Source organism: Candidatus Nitrosopumilus sp., from assembly GCF_040878665.1.
Taxonomy (GTDB): domain Archaea; phylum Thermoproteota; class Nitrososphaeria; order Nitrososphaerales; family Nitrosopumilaceae; genus Nitrosopumilus.
Window position 1 is genome coordinate 144,229 of the sequence record NZ_JBBDLU010000007.1, and the last position, 21,390, is coordinate 165,618.

The window sequence follows — 21,390 nt, forward strand, 5'->3', positions numbered from 1 at the left end:
TATTTTAAATGAGTAATTGGGACCTCATGATGCCTGGAATGGGACTAACAGCTATAGGAATAGCTGGTCTTACATTGTCGTATGCGGGAATTGCACACACATTCATCGATGGCATGCATGCACTAACTGGCCTTACCATGTTTGTAGGACTAATTTTTCTAGCAGCAGGCATACTAGATGGCGGGATTTCTACAAGTAACAGAGCCAAAGCAACGACTTTGGTAATTTTGTCAATTTCATTAGGATTTGGAATGTTTGCATTGACTATGAACACATCAAACTATACAATTACAATCGCAGGAATTTTAATGGCAATTGCATTTCCTGCAATAATTATAGCATATCTTGCAATGAAACATCCACCGTTTGCAAAACCAATCGGTGCAATTGTTGGAATTGCAGCAGCCACAGGAATCATCATGTGGGTAGCATTAGGATTTGTAAGTCCAGATACATACATGATTCCAGAACAAATATCGATTGAAGAACCTACAGAAATTGCAACTGCAGGGCCAATTTTTGCAATTGAGATTTTAAAAGATTCTACCATAGAGGGTAATCCAGACTATGATCCTGATGTAGCAATAGTCACACAAGGATACACTGTTGAATGGACAAATGCAGATGCAGTTGCACATACAGTTACAAGTACAGAAGGGTATGGAGAATTATTTGATTCAAGTACAATGAATCAAGGAGATGTTTTCAAATTAGATACAACAAAGTTAGAAGTTGGCGAATACGAATACCTGTGTAGTTTCCATCCTTGGATGGTTGCAACATTAGTTATCGAAGCAGCGCCAGAACCAACCAAAGTCATAATTCCTGAAGGAGCAGCAATTCCTGAAGATGGAAAAATATACTATGATCCAATGATAATTGACATTACAGTTGGAACTACAATTGTGTGGGACAATGTAGACAATACAGTGCACACTGTCACATCAGGAAAACCACCTGCAGATATAGATGGAATTTTTGATTCTGAAATGATGACAGCGGGAGGAATTTTTGAATATACATTTACAGATGCAGGAACGTTTGATTATTACTGTACATTCCATCCATGGATGGTTGGAACTGTTAACGTAGAATAGATTTGCAGAAAATCAGATTATCACAATCAGATAAAGAAGTTTTATCAGAGTACTCAGAGAATCAAAAACCCAATGAGTCTTGTGCGATACTATTTGGTAAAAATGATCAAGTTCTAGATTTATTTTTAACAGAAAATATTGAAAAATCACCTGTAAACTTTACAATTTCAAACGAACAGTTAATCGAAGGGTATAAGGTGGCTGAAGAAAAGAAAATGGACGTAGTTGGAATATTTCACTCACACCCAGACTCAGATGCATATCCATCAAATACTGATAAAAAATTCATGCAAAGCAATCCAGTAGTATGGATAATTTATTCTGGCATCAATAAAAATTTTAGAGCATATCTGCTTGAATCAGACATTGTAGAAATTCCAATAGAAGAATAGATTAGAATAGTAAGCTAAACGTTGCCTTTTCACTATGAATATTATTTAGAATTGCTTTATCTGGAGAAATAATTTTTCCAATCACATTAACTGGTGATGCAGGTGTAATTTCTCCTGGATTTCCAATTGGAGTGGAACCATAAAACAAACAGACTGCCTTTCCAGTTGGCCAGTATGCCACATCATTTAACTCAACAGGAGACTTTGCATTTTCTTCCGGTTGGATTATTGGTGATTTTGAAGTGTAGATTTCATCCCCCCAAACATTGAGGTCTACTGTAAAAGGCAACTTTGAAATAAAATCATTGACGGTATTTGGAGAATGAGTATCATTTAATTCTAAAAATATGCTTGAGGAGTTTGAGATTTTTACTTCAACTGAATATTTCATAACTGTATGAAGATCTTTGAATTAGAAAACTGTTGTGATTATGTGTATAGTAAGATTTCTTAAAAATAGAACACTAGCCAACAGATAACATCCGTAGTGAATTTATCTAACTAGTGTAGATTTATTTTTAATCGTCATCATCATCAAAGTCGTAATCGTCATCATCATAACATTCGATGAAATCAAATTCATACAATTTCATAGTTTTATTTTGTTCTAAATGAACTTAGGTATTGAGTGTGGGAATTACCATCATCACTGTTCTCTATATAGCAAATAGGAATTAAAATAATTCTTGTACGCATGGTAAATTAAAGGAATTAATCTTTTATCATATTTTTAATTAGTTGAGTTAGAATGCACATAATCTTCTCTTGTGGATGCAAAATAAAAGATCAGGATGGGGAATTAGTGAAAGAGTGTTCTTCTCACAGGGAAAGAAATTTTGTAAAATAGACCCCTAGATGTCATCAGAGTCCCATTTTAGATTCAATTTCTCAGATGTTTGAACCTTTTTTGGGAAATATAGAATATTATTTTGAATTAAATATCCCTTTTTTTAATTAAATTTATGGAAATTCACGTATACGACACTTATGTCAAAGCAGCAGATGGTCATACCATGCACTTTGACGTAATTACTGGTGAAAAAGACCACGACAAAGCCATCACATATGGCAAAGAGTGGTTAAAATCCGTCGGTGAAGGCGATGCAGAAATGACTACAAACGAATGTCAATTCTGCCACTCACAAGGAGCACCAGCACCTGTAGAACAGGCAATTAAGGAAAAAGGCTATTTTATCCAGAAGATGGAAGGCTGTCCTTAAACATTTTTTCCTTTTTATCAAAGAACATATTTTTTAGTCTGATTCGTAAAAGTCAGACATGTCTGAACACAAGTATTCAAAGTGGACAGTTGAAGGAGACAAGAAGACAAAATGGATTTGTGGTTGTTTTCAAACAGCTGATAATTATTTCAAATTCTGCGACAAACATGACACTACTTTGAGAAAAGCAATTCAAGCTCAAATTGATGAATTAGATATGACACTAATCGTAGAAGATTAGATTGTAATTATTGCGACAAATGCAGATACAAAAACGATTGCAATAGTGTTAAGTAATTTAATTACAGTGTTAAGTGCAGGACCTGCTGTATCTTTGTAAGGATCACCTATAATATCTCCAACTACTGCAACTTTGTGTACTTCGGAACCTTTCTCACCATTCATCTCAACTAGCTTCTTTGCATTATCCCATGCACCACCAGTGTTTGCCAAGTGATATGCCAAAAGTATTCCAGTTACAACTGAACCCATTAGTAATCCTGCTACTGCAGTTGGGCCTAACAAGATACCCAAAATTATTGGTGAAGCAATTGCAACAATAGCTGGTTTGTATAATTCTCTAAGTGATGCAGCAGTAGCAATGTCTACACATTTTGCATAATCAGGTTTTGATGTTCCAGTAAGAATTCCAGCGTCTGCCTTGAATTGTCTTCTAACCTCATCGACCATTTTACCTGCGGCACGTGATACACCATTGATGAGTTGTCCTGTAATGATAAATGGGATCAATCCACCGATTAGTAAGCCAACAATGATTGCTGGATTTGTTAAACTATAATCTAATTCTAATACGCCAGCAAAAACATGTGCTGCTTCAAATTGAAATGCCTGAATCATGGCTAATGCAGCTAATGCAGCACTAGCAATAGCGAAACCTTTGGTAACGGCTTTGGTTGTATTTCCTACAGCGTCAATCTCATCAGTTACTTTACGGTTTTCTTCGCCCATTCCAGTCATCTCTACAATGCCACCGGCATTATCTGCAATTGGGCCAAAGGCGTCAATGCTTAGAACAATTCCTGCAAGACTCAACATGGCCATTGCAGTCATGGCAGTACCAAATATTCCATAAAGAACAGGATCTGCACCTTCGGGAGCTGCTGCAGATGCAATGCTATAAGAGACAATGATTGCAACAACTAGTGCAATCATAAATGGTCCTGTGGATTGCATTCCTTTGATTATACCCATCAATGTTAATGATGCATAGCCCCATTTTGCAGAGTCTGCAATTTCTTTAACTGGTTTTTGTTTGTAGCTTGTATAGTAATCAGTAATTTTCTGAATCACAGGTACAAGAATGACACCAATGACAGTAGAACCAAACAAAGCATATGATGCTGTAGAGTTTCCGATAAACTGCGTGATAAAGACATAGTTTAATCCAATTGCAATAGATGCTGAAACATAAAACGAACGATTAAGAGGTTTCATTACATCAGTGATATTTTTAGAGCCAACAATTACAACACCGATAATAGATGCAATCATTCCAGAAGAACCAATTAGTATTGGGTAAAGGAAAAAGTTTGGTGCACCAATCAATGCTGCAATTAACAATGCTGCAAGAATTGTAACAATATAAGATTCATAAACATCAGAGCCCATTCCTGCGGCATCGCCAACATTATCTCCTACATTATCTGCAATGGTTGCAGGATTTCGAGGATCGTCTTCAGGAATATTTGCTTCAACTTTACCTACTAAATCAGCACCCATATCTGCTGCTTTTGTGAAAATACCACCGCCAATTCTAATGAATAATGCAATTAGACTTGCTCCAATGCCAACTCCGGCAATTGTGATTGGGTCAGGATAAATCAGATAAAGACCAGTGATTGCCAATAATGCCATTGCTGGAACTGCTAGACCTACTGTAGCTCCACCTCTAAACGCCATAGCAAAAGTCTTTCCAAGACCACTGCCACTAAGATTTGCAGCTCTGACTGCTGCTTTTACTGTAATTTTTAATGAGATAACTCCGGCTACTGCAGATAATGTTGCACCCACTGCAAATGCTAGTCCGTTTGATGGTTGAAGAAATGCGCCAATAATAACTGACAATGCTATTGCCACAGGAATGATAATTTTCATTTCTCTTTTTAGAAATGCAGAAGCGCCTTCTTTGACGGCATTTGAGATGTCCATCATCTCTTTGGTTCCAGCAGGTTGTTTAGTAATCCAAAACACCAATCCCCCAGCCACCAAAAATGATGCAATTCCTGCAATAAATGGAATAATTTGGGGAATTTCCATAGTATACTTTGCTTGCCTAGTTCTGGGAAATATAAATCAAATAGCAGAGATCTTACTTCTTTTTCTATATGGCGGAAATAATTTTCCCTTTAGTCCTTGTCTGACTAGCTTGTTGAATCTTTTACCGTGTGCAAGATATGGAAATCGCATATGGATTAATTCGTGAACTATTGTGTTCTCAAGTATTTTTTCATCAGGAATTTTTCTTACGTTAATAAAAACTAGATTGTGTTGAAGGTATGACACTCCATAATACTTGTATGCAGATGTTCTTCTACCTTCAGTCATCTCTTTTGGAGTATCCAGAACTTCTTTGGTAGTCAAAAGAATTTTAGGTTCAGCGATTGAAAAACGATTAGAATAGACACCTACTTTTTCTAAAATTTGTAACGAAAGTTCAGGATCTAGTTTCACAAATTTATGTCAAGTAATCTATGTTTATCTTCAAATGTCAATTCTTGTAAGAAGTTTAGTGTATTTTGATTCTTCAGAATTATGAATTAATAGGGTCAGAAGGTTTAGTAGAGTAATCACAAATCATACAGCCACCGTCTCATCATACCCCAATTATTCCATTAAATCAAGGAGTGCTTGTGCTTTATTTCTAATTTCTGGAGTAATTTTCACTATAACGAGTCCCTCGTTTGGCTGACCGTACATGACTACTGCATTTTCAGGTGCATGGACACATACGGGTAACACTAGAAGGTCTTCCTCACCATTAACAAAAATTCTAACCGGAGATTTTAGGGTAAACGCTGTTTTTATTGCAGAGACACTTTGAGGTGTAATTTCTGCTGCAGGGTTATCAACAGTCAGTTCAGTGGCATTTGCAAGTTTTGGTGGTTCTCTTTTTTCTCTTTTTTCTTGTCCGTCAATAATTTGCAATGATGGAATCAAACCAAAATTAATCATCTTCTCAGTAGTTCTATCGCCAACTGTAATGATGTAGTTTGCTGAAAGAAATTTTTTGATATTTTCTTTGCTTGTTTGGTTTTCAGGTAATAGTATTCCTAGTGGAGCTTTGAATTGGTCCCTAAGAGAGTCAGAAAGTTTCACAGACGATCAATACTAGTTGGAATTTGCCTCTGGTGTTGGTGTTTCGCTAGAAGTTTCAGATGCCATCTCTTCTTGGAGTTTGGCTGCAAGAATACTGCATTGCGCTGCAATATTTTTTGCACTCTTTCTAAAAGCTACTGCACTTGGAGAATCAGGATTTGTAATCATGATGGGTTTACCTAAATCAGAGCCTGCCATAATTCCAGAGTTTAGTGGAATTTCACCTAAGAAAGGCATATTGAATTGTTCACTTATTTTCTTTGCACCACCCTGACCAAAAATATAATGTTTTTTACCACATGTTAGATGATCGGATGTAGATTTAGTTTCAATTGTATTTGGTTTTTGTTCTGTCTTAGAAAACAATCCCTTAAGTTTAGAAACAAATCCCTTAAGTTTAGAAACAAATCCCTTAAGTTTAGACGTATTTTCAGATTTAGTTTCAATTGTATTTTGACAAATAAAATGACTCATGTTTTCAACAACTCCAATAATTGGAACGTTTAGTTTTTCAAACATTGAAACTGCTTTTACTGCAACATTACTTGCAACATCTTGCGGAGTTGTAACAACTAAGATTCCAGTAATAGGAATCGTTTGTGCAAGAGTTAATGGTATGTCACCAGTTCCAGGTGGAAGATCTACTATAAGATAATCCAAGTCAGACCAATTAGTGTCAACTAAAAACTGTTTTAATATTCCAGAAATAATTGGGCCACGATAAATTGCTGCTTGATTAGATTGATCTGCAAAGAAACCAAAAGAAACAACTTTCAATCCGTGAGAGTCTGCAGGTTGAAGTTTATTGTCTTCAACTTCCATGAATCCATCTTTCATTCCAAGCATTAATGGAATACTAGGACCATAGATATCAGCATCTAGTAATCCAACTTTGGCTCCTGATTCAGAGAGAGCTAATGCTAAATTCAAGGAAACAGTTGATTTACCAACGCCACCTTTTCCACTTGCAACACCAATGATATTTTTAACAGATGCCATTCCAGTATCAGCTTCAAGTGAACGTCCTTCCATTACCTTTGCAGTGACATTCATATCAAAATTTTTCAATTCAGACAGTTCACCGATTGCTTTTCTAACATCATCCTCAATTTCGACATTGAAAGGACATGCAGGTGTAGTTAATTCTAAAGTAAATTTGAGATTGCCATCGTTGAGTTCTAAATCTTTTATCATCCCCATAGAGACGATATCTTTTTTCAAGTCAGGATCAATGACAGTGCTAAGTTTTTCAAGAACTTGATCGATTCCAACCATTGCGTCAAAAAGACAGTTCACTTTATTTAAACATAAGTCAGAGATGAAAAGAAATTGACATTTTTTTGAAAAAATAGTAAATTCTTTGAAAATCCAAGCCTAAATCACCTAAACATTCATAAATTGAAATTCAAGAAAAACAGTACATTTGTTTTCTATATCCACCCTAATTGATGTTGTAAGGATTCCTCCAAGCTTATTTGGAACCACATTGAAAAAGGCTGCAACTAACATTCTCAAAGAAAAATACGAGAGCATGATTAATGCGGATTTAGGATACATCATTATGATTTTAGATGCCAAAGTAGATGAAATGGGAAAGATGATTGCAGGAGATGGTGGAACATTTCATAAAGTTGAATTTGAAGCATTAACATTTTATCCAAAATTACAAGAAATTGTTCACGGAGAAATTGTTGACATTACAGACTTTGGAGCATTTGTAAGAATTGGCCCAACTGATGCATTACTTCACTTGTCACAAGTGATGGATGATTATCTTAAGAGTGATGTCAAATCTGGAATGATCCTGGCTAACCAAAGCGGCAGAACACTCAAAGTTGGATCTACACTTCGTGCAAGAATTACTGCAGTATCATTAGGAAAAGCTGCAGCGATGGGCAAGATTGGAATTACATGTAGACAACCATTCTTAGGTGCAGATGATTGGATTGCAGAAGAAATCAAGAAAGCCAGCGGTGGCAAAGAGCCAGCAAAGGAAGAAAAAGTAGAGGCAAGTTAGAATGGCACGAGAGATGGCATGTCGCAAGTGTAAACATGTAACAACTCTGAAAGTTTGTCCCAATTGTAAATCATCAGACTTGACACCAGATTGGAATGGAGTTGTACTAGTAGTTGATCCAACAAATTCAGAAATTTCAAAGACATTGGGAATTACAAAAAAAGGCAAGTACGCCATCAGAGTAACGTAGAATATTTCTAAATCTTTAAAATTACATAAACATTTTATCATAATGTTGACCTTTAATTCTAAAAAACAATTATCAGAATTTCTTGCCGAAGATATTGGTAAAGGAGACATTACAAGTAATTTACTAACAAAGAAAAAAATTTCAGCGAGAATTATCTCTAGGGAAAATGCAATTGTGGCAGGGGCATCTTACGCAAAAGATATTTTCAAACTAAATGGATGCAATGTCAAAATTCTAAAAAAAGACGGTTCCAATGTAAAGCCAAACCAAACGATAATGGTCATAACAGGAAATGCAGGTAACGTATTAGCATGTGAGAGAACTGCACTAAATCTTCTAACACGAATGAGCGGCATTGCAACTCAGACATACAAACTTGTAAAAAAAATTCCAAAGAACACAAAATTGTATGCAACAAGAAAAACTGCTCCTGGACTGAGATATTTTGATAAAGAAGCAGTAGAGATAGGAGGAGGTAAAAAACACAGGCTCAGATTAGATGAGATGGTAATGATAAAAGACAATCACATAGCAATTGAGAATTTGATATCTTTGATTCAAAAAACAAAGAAAAAATATAAAAAATTTGAAGTTGAAGTTGAAAATACTGCAGACGCAATACTTGCTGCAAAAGAAGGTGCAACTATCATCATGTTAGATAATTTCACACCAGTACAGATTAAAAAAACAATAAAAATACTCAAAGATCAAAAGCTACGAGATAAAGTAATGCTTGAAGCATCAGGAGGAATCAATTCCAATAATATTGCAAAGTACAGTAAAACAGGAGTAGACATAATTTCAATTGGCAGTATTACAAATTCAGTCAAAGGAATTGATATGAGTTTAGAGATTTAATTCTGCGAGTAATGCAGACACTACTTTATTTTTCGGATCAACTTCTTGAATTTTTTCACAGCACTGAATTGCACGTTTATTTTCGGCTAATTTCTGATGAGAATATGCTTTTAACAACAAAACATCAACGTCATATGTGCCAATTTCAAGGGCTTTATCAAAATAGGATATTGCAGTAGCATATTTGTTTTGTAAGTAATAGATTCCACCAACAGTAAACAAAACATCATGATTGTATGGCACTTTTTGCAAGTATTCTGTACCTAATTTCAGAGCTGCCGTATATTTTTTTTCTTTAACTAATTTTTTTAGTTCCTTTATCTTTTGAACATTTTTTTTCTTTTGAGGATCTTTTGGAGTCCTAGAAAACAATCCAGTCATAATTATACATGGTTATCTAATTGCAAGCATTCGGTCTATTGCTAAACGAGCCTTGTCAGCAATTTCTTTAGGAACGGTAACCACATTTTTTTCATTTACCAATGCGTCATATACTTTTTCAAGCGTAATCATTTTCATATATTGACATTCAGCTTTTTCCGAAGCAGGAATGAATGTCTTTCCAGGATTTTGTTGCCTCATTTTGTACAATATGCCAGTTTCAGTAGCTACAACAAAGTTCTTTGACTTTGATTGATGAGCATGGTTAAGCATTCCTTCAGTTGAAAGAATAGACACGTTATTTTTATCATATCTTCCATCAGATACATCATACATCATTGGAGTAGTGCAACTGCATTCTGGATGGATTAAAAATTCAGCATCTTTTAGTGAGTTTAGTTTTTCTTGGACATCTTCAGGTCTGATTCCTGCATGAACATGGCATTCACCTGCCCAAATGTGCATGTTTTTTCTACCAGTCATCTTTGCGACATAAGATCCAAGAAACATGTCAGGTAAAAATAAAATTTCTTTATCTGCAGGAATTGATTTTACAACATTTACTGCGTTTGATGATGTACAACAATAATCAAGTTCTGCCTTAATTTCTGCAGTTGTATTGACATATCCCACAGTTATTGCATTAGGATGTTGTTTCTTCCAATTTCTTAATTCAGCAACAGTAATAGAATCAGATAATGAGCAGCCAGCTTCCAGATCAGGAATCAACACTCTTTTCTCAGGACTAATAATTGCAGCAGTCTCTGCCATGAAATTTACACCACAAAATAGAATTGTTTTTTGACTGACTGATGCTGCTTGTCTTGAGAGACCCAACGAGTCTCCTGTAAAGTCAGCTACATCTTGTACATCAGGTATCTGGTAATTGTGAGCAAGTATCACTATGTCTTTCTCTTTTTTTAATCTCAAAATCTCATCTTTAAGTGCTGAGGATTGTTGTACAAGCATAAGCCATTCAAATTTGATTCAGAGATGATTTAAAGAATGGGAAGTAGTCTTGAATTCTCTAAAAAGCTATCAAATGTGGCAATTATTGCCATATTAGGTGCCAATCTGAATATCATCTGAACAATATTTTCTCAGAGTTTCAATCGCTGACAAAACTGCCAATCTACTGGTTTTAGGATTGTTTTCATCAGGATAATTTTCAATTATAAAAGTCATTTTTCCAAATGTTCCTGCAGCTACAATATGATGAGTGTTTTTGTCAGTATTTGGATCAGCCATTATTTTGACGCCAGTTTTTTCACTACCAATTCCAGATAGAGACAATAATGCAGCAACATTGATGTTAGCAGGAAACAAAGAAACTGCATCTTTTGCAGTACCTTCAAAAATTGTTGTCAATGAGTCAATTGAGTCTAGATCAATTTTAGATGTCTCAAAAAATTTTGCGCCCTTGAGTGAACGAGGATGTTTTGTAGTTGTGATAGACAGAGATTCAAGTTCATCTTTAATTGATTTAATTCCATCCAATCCAGCAATTGCACCTGAAGGAAGATAGATTGTTTTTTTAAAATCTTTACAAGCATCAGACAAAATATCATAAATGGATTCATCAAGTAATGCTCCAACACTCATAATCATCAAATCACGTTTATTTTGTAAAACACTTAATGCAACATCCTTTACTGCATCTTGCGAAGCTGCTTCAACTACAATGTGGACAGGATGCGAAGAGAGCAGATGAGAGTTTTCAACAATTTCAGGCTTGTTGTTTAATTTGGAAACAAGGGATATTGCAGCATCTTTAGAATTATCAAAAACATGTGTTAAAACAGCTGGGATTTTTCCAGAATCAATTGCCAGGGCAATTTGAGTTCCTATGGACCCGCAACCCAATAAACCAACTTTTTTCAACATCATAAATAGAATTGATCTCTTAATTAATTCTAATCTGAAGGATTTCAATAAATAGCATAATCACCCCTACAAAAACTGATGATTTGTACCCAATCTATTTAAAATAAAAAAGAGAATTTGAATTAGAATTGAATAAAAATAAGAATATCCTTTTGACAATATCATTTTTTTTGCTATTTTCAATTATTCTGCCAATCAATGCAGAGATTGATTCGCCAAGAAAACAGATGGAGCAAGGAATTTCAGCTGTAGATGTAATTTGTAAAGTAGGATTAGAACGAGTGATCAGAACAAACGGAGATGCAGCTTGTGTAAAACCAGATACAGCAGAGAGAATGAAAAAAATAGGAATGTTATTTATTCCGATAAATTTTTTAGATTTGCAAAAAGATATCCAATCAGTTACAGCATCAGAAAAAGAGATGCAGACAGTTCCTGCATCAAGCATGTCAGTAGTGAATTTCTACATTACTGATCAGGATCTGAATACAGCACATAGGGGAATAGAGGTTGTTCCGATTCAAGGATTGTTTGAATTTACCATTAACGGAATTCCCATCAATGGACCAAAAAACATGATTGAAACAGGACCAGACACTGGTCAATTTTACATCAAATTGGAATTGCCAGAGACAATAAATGGAAGACCGCTGAGTCAAGACGATATTGTTTTGATAAAATATTTGGATGAATCAGATTATTCAGGAGAACAAAGAATTCTGGTCAAATCAGTGCCATTAACAAAGACGTTTGCAAAAGTAGAATCGTCTGGAGGAGGTTCACGAATAGGCCATGAATTTACTGTAAGAATTTATGAACCTGATGCAAACAGAGATTCAAAAAACGAAGATAAGATTTCATTAAGTGAATTAGAGTTTAGGAGTGAAGGTGGAATTAGAACCACGCTTGCCAATCCAAAATTTGAAGCAAACAGAAGTCATCTTGTAGAAACAGGTCCCAATACAGATACATTTGAGGTTATAATTAAAATTCCACGACAATTAGATGGGAAAACAATCCATATCGGAGATGAATACGAGATTAGATACATCGATAAATCTACGCCATCAAATTCAAATGAAAAAATTATTCTCAAAGGCAAGATAGGATGAGTTTGAAGTGGGCAAGTTTGGCGAATCATTGAAAAAATACCATTTAATTTTCAGACTCTCAGGCAGCATCCAAGAAAGGAGTACAACCATCCACCGGACTCGGTGATGGCTTTTGGTGTACGGGATTGCAGCGTTGAAAATAAGCGAACAGACAAAGTGGCACTAGATTAGTGCATAAAATGAGAAAATTTGAGGCTAAATTGTATGTAAAGTATGCATACTATACTCATGTTTCTTAATACCAGTTCTAAAATAGTTTGATCTGTGAATCAAGTCAAAAACACCATAACTAACAGTCAGATTATTACTCTAGGAAAATATCATAACAATGCAAGTAGAGAAAAAATATGAATGATAATCCAGTAAAAAGTTTAATCGAGGAATTAGGAGCTCATCTATCACAAAAAGAACACTCTGACGTAATACTAAACAATGGAAATGGAAAGCAGTTTCTCATTGCACCCTCAGAGTTCCAGGAGATAAAGCCGATCACATCACACAGAAAGATGGCATTTGTGGATGGCGGTGATGGGCCATTAGAGGAGACGCCAAATTTTTTAATAACAATTAATCGAGTGTACTTTTCATTGTTTCAGGGCAAAAAGAGAATCAAGCCAAAAGCAAATCCTCGAGTCCAGTTCTTTTCTTATGTTTTATCAAAGATTTGCACTGAAGACGGAAAAAAGAAAGTCAGTTACGACACAAGACTATTCCCACACAACCCAGAAGACAAAAAGTATCTTCCATCAGAAAGCGACCTAACATCAAAGACTGAAAGCACATCTATTTTGCAAGGTGCCAAACTAAATTCACTTGGAAGAAGGTTTGCAGAATGGCAACTGGCAATTCATGTAGTGGAAAATGAGTTGAATCAAGGAGACATGATAGTTATGGACGGTTCACTGCAGACAGGTTTTAAAAATGAGGTAAAATATTCCACAAGACTGTATGAGTTGGCTCAAAAAAAGGGTGTAATTGTGTGCGGTTTGGCAAAGACTAGTAGATTAATTACAGAGTCAGGTGACCCGTTACTTGCAAGAATTTCAGAGATTGCAGAAGAGGTACCATTTGGAAAATGGCATATCAAAATTGCAGATGAGGTATCAGCTGATGACCGAGGTTTTATGATGGTAGTAAAGTTTCATCCAAAATCAAGATTTGTCTTTAGATTTGAAATACTGCGAGAACAGTTTTACAAAATGAGCCCAGAGGAACTCAATTCTGTGCTTGAAAGCCTGGCTGAAAACTCGCAAGATGTTGCCATGATGGGATATCCGTATGGGGCAATTGATGCAGACAGATTTGCCCAAGTAAGAATGGATGAATTAGGAATGTACAAAGGATTCATACTTGCCGAACAGCTCAGACGACCAGAATGGAAGAAATTACAAAAGTATGCTGCAAGTTTGGCAGCACATGATGCACTAAATGGAGTGACCAGCTAATGGAAGATATTTCTATAGTAGGTCAAGTAGTTGGCGGAAAGTTTGGAGATATCATAGTTAGACAGAAAGCTGGAAGCAATTTAGAGATTGGAGATCTGATGGTCTCTGAAGAGAATGGGTCGTACTTGATTTTGCAAGTGTTTGCTCTGGAGTATGGTAGTCAGATACAAGATAAAATGCAGCAGATGATGTCAGGTGTCAACTTAGAGCAAGGAATAATGGATGCACAGTTTTACGAACCTGAATTTGTAAATTATGTTTTGGCTAGAATCAAACCTTTAGCTAGAGTGAATAAAGAAAAAGGTGAAGTAAAAATTCCAAAATCACTTCCCTCATTTTTTAACAAATTAAGATTGATAACTAGCAATGACTTGAAATTTTTGCACAAAGAAAAAGATTCCATCTTTGTAGGATACATCAGAAGTGGAAGTAAAGTGATCAAAGAGGCTGAAGTTTGGCTGCCTTCAGAAGATGTGTTTTCGCATCATGTGTTGATTCCTGCGACTACAGGTAGAGGAAAATCAAATTTGGTAAAGACGATTTTGTGGCATGTCTTGGATTCAAACAAGGTTGGCGCACTTGTACTTGATGCACATGATGAATATTTTGGACGACAGGGAGTCGGACTAAAGGACCACGCAAGGGCAAGAGAGAATTTAGTGTATTATACCCCATCAAATCCGCCAGCTGGTGCAAACAGATTGACAGTTAATTTGCAATCAATTAGACCGGAGCACTTTGAAGGTATTGTAGACTTTTCAGATGCACAATTTCAGGCAATTCGAAGCTATCATTGGAAGCAACACGATACCTGGCTTACCACATTGATGCTGACATCGCCTGAAGCTGCCGAAGACAGGATTGCAGCAGCTACAATGGGGGTGATTCAGCGTAAATTACGCCTAATTTTGGGTCTAGTCAAGGATGAGGAAGGGCATTTGGTCTCAAAGCACGAAGTCTTTGATTCTGCAACCAAAGGATTTACCACTGTTGATGATATTGTCAAAGACATAGAGCAAGGCAAGGTGGTCGTACTGGATACTTCAAGATTGGGAGATGAGGCAGAATTGATTGTTGGAAATATCATTGCATCAAAGTTATTTGATAAATACAAAGCATACAAGGCAACTGGCGAGTTGGCAAGAAAGCCAGTAGCTACTGTAGTAATTGAAGAGGCCCCTCGCGTAATTGGAGTCGATGTGTTGACTACAAAAAATGACAACATCTATTCGACAATTGCCAAAGAGGGCCGCAAGTTCAAAGTGGGATTGACTGCAATTACACAGCTAAGCAGTGTGATACCTAGAAGCATATTGGCAAACATGAATACTAAAATTATTCTAGGAAATGAGATGAAACAAGAAAGAGAGGCAATCATATCTTCAGCTTCTCAGGATTTATCTGAAGATGACAAAAACATTGCAAGCTTGGATAAAGGAGAGGCAATCATCACTAGCATCTTTGTGCCATTTGCAATGCCAATAAAAATTCCCTTGTTTGAAGATATAGTAAAGAGTAAAGGAATCATCAAAGACACTACAAAGACAAAGGTGTTTTAGTTTTGAGATTTGCTCATCTGTCAGATATACACCTAGGTTTTCAAAAACATGAAGCACTACAAAAGATAGAGCAAGATGTCTTTGAGAAAATCTGTGATCAATGTATAGAGAGAAAAATAGATTTTATTTTGATTCCAGGGGATTTATTTCATGTAAATATTCCAGAGATGAGAGTGCAGAAATTTGCATTTGCCAAGTTTAGGCAAATTTATGATGCGAAAATTCCAGTGTATGTTGTTTACGGCAGTCATGATTTCTCGCCGGTGTCAAATTCAGTAATTGATTTGCTTGCAGCAGTCGGTTACATCACCAAAGTTACCAAAGTAAAAGAGTCTGAAAATGGCAAAATTGTTTTGGATTTTTTAATAGATAAAAAAACGGGCGTAAAGATAGCTGGCTTGTCTGGCCTCAAAGTAGGCAAAGACCGCGAATATTATGAAAAGCTAGACAGTGATTCTTTGGAGGCAGAGTCTGGCCTCAAAATTTTCCTGTTTCATGGAGGAATTACCGAGATGAAGACAGATTCAGGTATGGACGGAGCCAATATGCCACTCTCTTTGCTGCCAAAAAACTTTGACTATTACGCTGGAGGCCACATGCACAAGTTCAATGCTCAGAAATTTGATGATCATCCAAATGTAGTATACCCTGGAACTCCGTTTGCAGGATATCACAGTGATCTCGAAGACAATGCAAAGGGCCAGAGACGCGGGTTTGTAATTGTAGAGTTTGAAGAAAAGATAAACAAGATTGAGTTTGTCGAAGTTGCAAATACAAGTTACAAAGTAATTGAGGTAAATGCAGAAAATAGAATTGCAGAATCTGTAAACAAAGAACTGCAAGACAAGATAAGAGACATTGATCCTGCCAAACAGGTAATAATTATCAAAGTGCAAGGAGAGATGACCAAAGGAAAGACTGCAGATGTGGACATCTCTACAATTAGAGATGAGTTGAATCAAAAAGGGGCATTGATGGTAAATATTAACAAGAATCAATTAACTTCAAAAGAGTATTCCATTACAGAAGCAAAGGGTGCAAACAAAGAAGAGATTGAGACAAATGTGTTTTCTGAAAACATTGGCCAGTTACGATTTGAGCAGAAAAATCTCATTGGGGAACAAGGTGTGCAATTGGCAAAAAAATTACTTGCAGGATTGGTACATCAGAAATTGGAAAATGAAAAAGTTGCAGATTACAACAGCAGGATTAAAGAAAATGCGTTTGGCACACTAGGATTGGATTCGGATGCTTCTTAATTCCATAATAATTGAAAATATTCGCAGTTATACACATGAGGAGATTGTGTTTCCTCGCGGAATTTCTTTGTTTGAAGGGGACATTGGTTCTGGAAAATCAACCATACTGATGGCAATTGAATTTGCATTGTTTGGTTTGGGTTCTCAGAAAGCAGAGTCGCTTTTGGCAAAAAAATCTGAATCAGGTTATGTGGTTTTAGAGTTTTCAGTGGATAGCGAGAAATTTGAGATCAAGCGCACACTGAAAAGAAAAAGTACCGGGGTAAACCAGGACCCAAAGAATTCCTGGATTAAAACGGGTGACGGGATAGAACCACTATCACCATCTGAACTAAAGCAGCGAGTATTGCAGATATTAAAGTTCAACGAGCCTACAGAGCCTACTGCAGAGAGTAGAATATTCCGATATGCGATATTTACGCCCCAGGAAGCCATGAAAGAGGTACTAGGTGATTCCAGAAAGCGCCTTGGGACAATCAGACGAGCATTTGGAATTGAGGATTACAGCATTGCAGAAATGAACGCAAAAGAAGTTACCAGTCAGATTCGCCTGGAATTGGCAGTGTTGCAGCAAAAGTTTAGCAACATTATAGAATTAGAATCACAAATTAGTGAATCAGAAAAACTAGTAATTGAGTTAAATGAGGAACTGGCAAAAAAACAAAATCAAACCAGAGTGTTAAAGGAGCAAGAAGACAAACTAAATGCAGAACATAAAGAATTACAAGCTAAAAACAATGAGAAAATAAAATTAAAAGCTAGAAAAGAAAATTTGCAAGACAGGATAGATTCAGCCAAAATAAGAATTGAAAGAATTGAAAAAGATTTTGCAAGTTGGGAAGATGAATTAAAAGAAAATACTGAAAAATTAGGTCCACTATTAGAGATAAAGAGTCCTCCAATTAGTAAAAAAATTCCAGAGATAGTATCAGAGATTAAAAAATTCCAGAAAATCAACGATGAGATGATAAAATTAGAATCAGAAAGAAAGGGTGCAGAAGAAGACATTATACGATTAAAAGAAAATTTTGGTGCGAAGTTAGATTTGAAAAGAGAATCTCTCCAAGATACACTAGATGAATTAATTAGAGAGCGAGAATCCCTAGAAAAATTTGCAACAGAGATTAAAGAAAAATTAGAAAAGGTAAATGACCAAAAAATTCAAAAAGAGACGCTAAAGAATTCACTAGAAAAAGAGATTGCACGATTTTCCCAGCTAGGCAACGCTTGTCCTACATGCAAGCAAGAGATTACAGAAAAACATCACCACAGTTTAGTTGATGAAAAAGACATAGAAGTCAAATCACTAACTAGAGAATTACATGAAATTACAGAGTCGTTTTTTGAGTCAAAGGAAAAATCCAAAGAGATTCAAGGCAAAATAGAGGCATACGAGCAGGAAATTTTGCAGTTACGTGAAATAATTCCAAGAGTGGAAGAGTATGGAGTAAAATCAGCAAGAGAGAACCAATTAGGCACTGAAATCAAAGGATTGCAAAACAAACTTCAGGATTCAGAGTTTGAAGGCAAAAACCCAGTAGAGTATCTGACTGAACTCAAAGATAATTTGATGAAATTTGAAAGTGTTACTGATAAGATTAAACAAATTGTAGAGACAAAGCAGAGAATTGAGAGATCAATTATAGAAAATCAAAAAGAAGGTGAAAAACTAGAAGATATAATTTTAGAAAATGAGACTGAATTAAAAAAAACAGAGACAGAGTTGATATCATTTGAAGATATCGAACAAAGTATTTTCAAAGTAGAAGATAATTTAGATTCACTTAGAAAAGAGATATCTGGAATTTCAAATATGGTTGCAGCATCTCAAGAAAAATTGCACAACGAGCAAGAAAAGATTGTTCAGAATCAGAAAAAAATTACAGAATCTAGGAAATATGAGAGTAAATTTAAGATTGTTTCACAGCATAAAGAATGGCTAGAGGCATTTTTTGTTCCAGCAATTATTCAAATTGAAAAGCAGGTATTGCTGTCAATATTGCAGAATTTTAATGAGACTTATCGTAGATGGTACTCTATTTTGGTTGAGGATCCTACCAAAGAATCAAGAATTGATGAAAATTTTACACCAATTGTGAATCAAGACGGATACGACCAGGAGGTAGGTTATTTGTCAGGCGGGGAGAAGACCAGCATTGCATTGGCGTATAGATTGACATTAAATTCACTAATGAGAAAAGAGACAGATTCAATGAAATCAAATTTGTTGATTTTAGATGAGCCAACTGATGGATTTTCTAAAAATCAGCTAGGAAAGATTCGCGAGGTACTAGATGAGTTAAAATCAGAGCAAATCATTTTGGTCTCTCATGAAAAGGAATTGGAGACGTATGTGGATAATATATTTCAGATTTCAAAGCAGGATGGGATTTCAAAGATTGCAAGAATGTCCTAGTGAACGTAAGTGTCATGTAATGCCAAAAGTTGGTGGAATGCTTTGGGAAAACAAAAAGAATTTAGATAATCATGTTGTTTCTTATCATATTTTTAATATTTATTGGATACAAGGTTTGAAATTTGTCCCAACTCTTGTTTAGATTCATCTAAACTTGGATTTTCAGAATTAGGTAAAATATCTACAAGTGAATGTGGATCACACATCCTAATGTTACTGTAGAACCATACTGTGTAGTTTTACAATTTTTATCACAGTATGTACAGTATGCATACTATTGACATGTTATATAATAATTTCCAAAGCCTAGTTATTTTATGAAAACAAACACAATACAAAAAAACAGTGAAATGATTTCTAATTTTTATCCAAGAATCATTCGTGAATTTGAAGATAACGATAAACCAATGATGTATGGTGAGCGATATTGGCAGTAATGTATTTTGGTGCAGTATTCATGCTTGATAGATTAGAATTAGAATCAAATCTAGAAAACATTGAGAATATGAAAAGAATGGAGAGTAAGAAATGACTACCTTCAAACATGAACCCATTAATCAATTAATAATTCAAGATTTAGTCCATGAATCTCTTGAAAATTTCCTTAATCATCAATATGTTCTAAGTAACAGTACAGGAAGATGGGTGGATGGATTGATAATTGATCTATCTGCTGTTAGGTATGGTGAACAACAATATAAGAACATGACAAATGGCATAAAGTACTATGAAAAACTAGTTTTTGTAAAATACCCAAAATTCACAAAGAGTGTCAAGTGGAGTGGAAGTAATTATGAACTCATGCTACTAAATTATAATAACAACACAAGATTCAGAGAACTTGCAACATGGATAAAGTCTCAACCAATCTGGAAAATAAATCCAGAATAAATAAAGTAGAAACAAAATTTTTCAAATCACAGATAGTTATGAAATATTTAAACACCGCATTCTATCAGATATAAAATTTCACGACATCACACATCATATGAATAATATGGAAAGACAGTACATACAAAAGTCCATGTAGTTGATATCGCATTATACTTCAGACAAATTTTTCTAAATTCATTGATAAAAAAATTAAAAACAAATTACAGGTACGTGAAAAAATTTCCTAGAAAAATTCGATTCATTCTTTTTCTTTTAGTTGAGAAATGGCATATTCTAATCCATGAGATCTGTTTGCAAACTTTTTTATTTTGATCATTTGATCAATCCATTTTACAAGATCTGAATCAAGTGTAATACTCAAATTTACCTTTGACAAGACATGACAAGGTAGGATTGAGTAGCATTTATCAAAGAGTGAGATAATATACTTCTTAGTAGGATGATATGGCAAACAGCATTTGATAATTTACAAAAAGAAGAGCATAGTCTATGCGAATTATTAATCATAAGATCATTGATTGATTTGATAGAATACGATACTAAAAATGAGAAATGGGGAGAGTTTATTACAAAAAATGATCAATTCAAGGTGGGATTAGATTTTATCGCTGCTAAGTTAGGATATTATTCATGGAGACAGATTTTCTATTCCGAAAAATTTGTACCTAAATTTGATGAAGATAAAGCAATTTCTAAAATTCTACATGATTTTAGAGATAATAAAAGAAAGAAAAATAAAATTCCAAAAAGTACAGTTTTTTTTTCTAAAACTAACGACCAATTAAGACAAAAAATTATCAAGGATTGTCTTACAAGAAAGATTTTAGAACGAGTAATGATTGGATGTAAAATTTTTAACATTTCTCAGGATGGAAAATATCTCACAATTGAAAGTAAAACAATAGATTCCTTTGGTCCCACACATCAGATTGACTCAATAATTGTAAAATCCTTCCCAGATCCACTACCATCTTTCATATCTACGAAAGAAAGAACCATACAAAAATTATCTAAAACAGACTTTGATAGAATTAAAGAAATACAAGGTCATGTCTGTTTTTTTTGCAAAACAAAACCAATTAAAATTCAAGATCATTATATACCAGATCATTTTGTACATGAAACAAAACAATACAATATTGTTGGTGCATGTAATGAATGTAATAGAAAAAAATGGGATATAGAACCTCCCAATAGAGAAGATTTTGACATAATATTAAAACGAAATAAAGAAGATCTTAAATTAAAAGAACCCTATTACTATGAAAAAAATTACATAAGAGAATTTAAAAGATTTGAAAAAATTACAAGTGGAAAATAAAATTTTGAG

23 protein-coding genes are annotated in these 21,390 nt (G+C 35.0%); 14 read left to right on the plus strand and 9 right to left on the minus strand.

The window, feature by feature from the left end; translation table 11 throughout:
* The first annotated feature begins 8 nt into the window (after nt 1-8).
* Nucleotides 9-1,097 (plus strand): plastocyanin/azurin family copper-binding protein, encoded by a 1,089-nt coding sequence (locus WDZ98_RS07215; RefSeq protein WP_368059776.1) that lies wholly within the window; start codon nt 9-11, stop codon nt 1,095-1,097.
* A 2-nt stretch (nt 1,098-1,099) separates the two neighbouring features.
* A complete protein-coding gene (locus WDZ98_RS07220; RefSeq protein WP_368059774.1) occupies nt 1,100-1,489 on the plus strand; it encodes a Mov34/MPN/PAD-1 family protein in 390 nt (129 codons plus the stop codon).
* 1 nt (nt 1,490) lies between these two features.
* On the opposite strand, the gene WDZ98_RS07225 is transcribed toward WDZ98_RS07220, so the two are convergent.
* Entirely contained in the window at nt 1,491-1,880 is a 390-nt protein-coding gene (locus tag WDZ98_RS07225) for a cyclophilin-like fold protein (RefSeq protein ID WP_368059772.1), read from the minus strand.
* Between the two features lie 571 nt (nt 1,881-2,451).
* On the opposite strand from WDZ98_RS07225, the gene WDZ98_RS07230 reads away from it, so the two are divergent.
* The gene (locus WDZ98_RS07230) at nt 2,452-2,709 is read left to right on the plus strand and encodes a DUF2024 family protein (protein WP_368059770.1); all 258 of its coding nucleotides are present in this window, start codon (nt 2,452-2,454) and stop codon (nt 2,707-2,709) included.
* A gap of 58 nt (nt 2,710-2,767) precedes the next feature.
* Nucleotides 2,768-2,950, plus strand: coding sequence for a hypothetical protein (locus WDZ98_RS07235; protein ID WP_368059768.1), 183 nt, complete (start codon nt 2,768-2,770; stop codon nt 2,948-2,950).
* On the opposite strand, the gene WDZ98_RS07240 is transcribed toward WDZ98_RS07235, so the two are convergent.
* The 4 genes from WDZ98_RS07240 to WDZ98_RS07255 form a co-directional block, all read right to left on the minus strand.
* A complete protein-coding gene (locus tag WDZ98_RS07240) occupies nt 2,947-4,986 on the minus strand; it encodes a sodium-translocating pyrophosphatase (RefSeq protein ID WP_368059766.1) in 2,040 nt (679 codons plus the stop codon). The two genes, WDZ98_RS07235 and WDZ98_RS07240, sit on opposite strands and share 4 nt — an antisense overlap.
* 36 nt (nt 4,987-5,022) lie before the next feature.
* Nucleotides 5,023-5,400 (minus strand): hypothetical protein, encoded by a 378-nt coding sequence (locus WDZ98_RS07245; protein ID WP_368059764.1) that lies wholly within the window; start codon nt 5,398-5,400, stop codon nt 5,023-5,025.
* A 153-nt stretch (nt 5,401-5,553) separates the two neighbouring features.
* Nucleotides 5,554-6,045, minus strand: coding sequence for a GTP-dependent dephospho-CoA kinase family protein (locus tag WDZ98_RS07250; RefSeq protein WP_368059762.1), 492 nt, complete (start codon nt 6,043-6,045; stop codon nt 5,554-5,556).
* Between the two features lie 12 nt (nt 6,046-6,057).
* Complete coding sequence (locus WDZ98_RS07255; RefSeq protein WP_368059760.1) at nt 6,058-7,320, minus strand: Mrp/NBP35 family ATP-binding protein; 1,263 nt, start codon at nt 7,318-7,320, stop codon at nt 6,058-6,060.
* Nucleotides 7,321-7,468: 148 nt separating this feature from the next.
* On the opposite strand from WDZ98_RS07255, the gene WDZ98_RS07260 reads away from it, so the two are divergent.
* From WDZ98_RS07260 to nadC, 3 genes are read left to right on the plus strand one after another with little or no spacing between them, the layout of a single operon-like run.
* Nucleotides 7,469-8,062, plus strand: coding sequence for a DNA-directed RNA polymerase (locus tag WDZ98_RS07260; RefSeq protein ID WP_368059758.1), 594 nt, complete (start codon nt 7,469-7,471; stop codon nt 8,060-8,062).
* 1 nt (nt 8,063) lies between these two features.
* On the plus strand, nt 8,064-8,252 hold the full coding sequence (spt4, locus tag WDZ98_RS07265) for a transcription elongation factor subunit Spt4 (protein WP_368059756.1): 189 nt from the start codon (nt 8,064-8,066) through the stop codon (nt 8,250-8,252).
* A gap of 42 nt (nt 8,253-8,294) precedes the next feature.
* A complete protein-coding gene (nadC, locus tag WDZ98_RS07270) occupies nt 8,295-9,110 on the plus strand; it encodes a carboxylating nicotinate-nucleotide diphosphorylase (RefSeq protein ID WP_368059754.1) in 816 nt (271 codons plus the stop codon).
* On the opposite strand, the gene WDZ98_RS07275 is transcribed toward nadC, so the two are convergent.
* The 3 genes from WDZ98_RS07275 to WDZ98_RS07285 all read right to left on the minus strand — a co-directional run bounded on the left by WDZ98_RS07275 (nt 9,099) and on the right by WDZ98_RS07285 (nt 11,372).
* On the minus strand, nt 9,099-9,491 hold the full coding sequence (locus tag WDZ98_RS07275) for a tetratricopeptide repeat protein (protein ID WP_368059752.1): 393 nt from the start codon (nt 9,489-9,491) through the stop codon (nt 9,099-9,101). The two genes, nadC and WDZ98_RS07275, sit on opposite strands and share 12 nt — an antisense overlap.
* 12 nt (nt 9,492-9,503) lie before the next feature.
* Complete coding sequence (nadA, locus tag WDZ98_RS07280) at nt 9,504-10,460, minus strand: quinolinate synthase NadA (protein WP_368059750.1); 957 nt, start codon at nt 10,458-10,460, stop codon at nt 9,504-9,506.
* 93 nt (nt 10,461-10,553) lie between these two features.
* Entirely contained in the window at nt 10,554-11,372 is an 819-nt protein-coding gene (locus tag WDZ98_RS07285) for an aspartate dehydrogenase (protein ID WP_368060144.1), read from the minus strand.
* Between the two features lie 230 nt (nt 11,373-11,602).
* Between WDZ98_RS07285 and WDZ98_RS07290 the strand changes: the two genes are divergently transcribed.
* From WDZ98_RS07290 to WDZ98_RS07315, 6 genes are all read left to right on the plus strand, one after another.
* Nucleotides 11,603-12,487 carry a hypothetical protein gene (locus tag WDZ98_RS07290; RefSeq protein ID WP_368060142.1) on the plus strand — a complete coding sequence of 295 codons (885 nt, stop codon included), beginning with the start codon at nt 11,603-11,605 and terminating at the stop codon, nt 12,485-12,487.
* Nucleotides 12,488-12,834: 347 nt separating this feature from the next.
* Nucleotides 12,835-13,932: a DNA double-strand break repair nuclease NurA gene (locus tag WDZ98_RS07295; protein ID WP_368059748.1), complete on the plus strand. Its 1,098-nt coding sequence runs from the start codon at nt 12,835-12,837 to the stop codon at nt 13,930-13,932.
* Nucleotides 13,932-15,491 carry an ATP-binding protein gene (locus WDZ98_RS07300; RefSeq protein ID WP_368059746.1) on the plus strand — a complete coding sequence of 520 codons (1,560 nt, stop codon included), beginning with the start codon at nt 13,932-13,934 and terminating at the stop codon, nt 15,489-15,491. Before WDZ98_RS07295 ends, WDZ98_RS07300 begins: the two co-directional genes overlap by 1 nt.
* Before the next feature lie 2 nt (nt 15,492-15,493).
* The gene (locus WDZ98_RS07305; protein WP_368059744.1) at nt 15,494-16,750 is read left to right on the plus strand and encodes an exonuclease SbcCD subunit D; all 1,257 of its coding nucleotides are present in this window, start codon (nt 15,494-15,496) and stop codon (nt 16,748-16,750) included.
* Nucleotides 16,740-19,166, plus strand: a complete 2,427-nt coding sequence (locus WDZ98_RS07310; protein WP_368059742.1) for an AAA family ATPase — start codon at nt 16,740-16,742, stop codon at nt 19,164-19,166. Before WDZ98_RS07305 ends, WDZ98_RS07310 begins: the two co-directional genes overlap by 11 nt.
* 528 nt (nt 19,167-19,694) lie before the next feature.
* Nucleotides 19,695-20,057 (plus strand): hypothetical protein, encoded by a 363-nt coding sequence (locus WDZ98_RS07315; protein ID WP_368059740.1) that lies wholly within the window; start codon nt 19,695-19,697, stop codon nt 20,055-20,057.
* A gap of 241 nt (nt 20,058-20,298) precedes the next feature.
* Here WDZ98_RS07315 and WDZ98_RS07320 read toward each other — a convergent pair whose 3' ends face one another.
* The gene (locus WDZ98_RS07320) at nt 20,299-20,421 is read right to left on the minus strand and encodes a ribbon-helix-helix domain-containing protein (protein ID WP_368060955.1); all 123 of its coding nucleotides are present in this window, start codon (nt 20,419-20,421) and stop codon (nt 20,299-20,301) included.
* Between the two features lie 78 nt (nt 20,422-20,499).
* Between WDZ98_RS07320 and WDZ98_RS07325 the strand changes: the two genes are divergently transcribed.
* The gene (locus WDZ98_RS07325) at nt 20,500-21,381 is read left to right on the plus strand and encodes an HNH endonuclease (protein ID WP_368059736.1); all 882 of its coding nucleotides are present in this window, start codon (nt 20,500-20,502) and stop codon (nt 21,379-21,381) included.
* Nucleotides 21,382-21,390 lie beyond the last annotated feature (9 nt).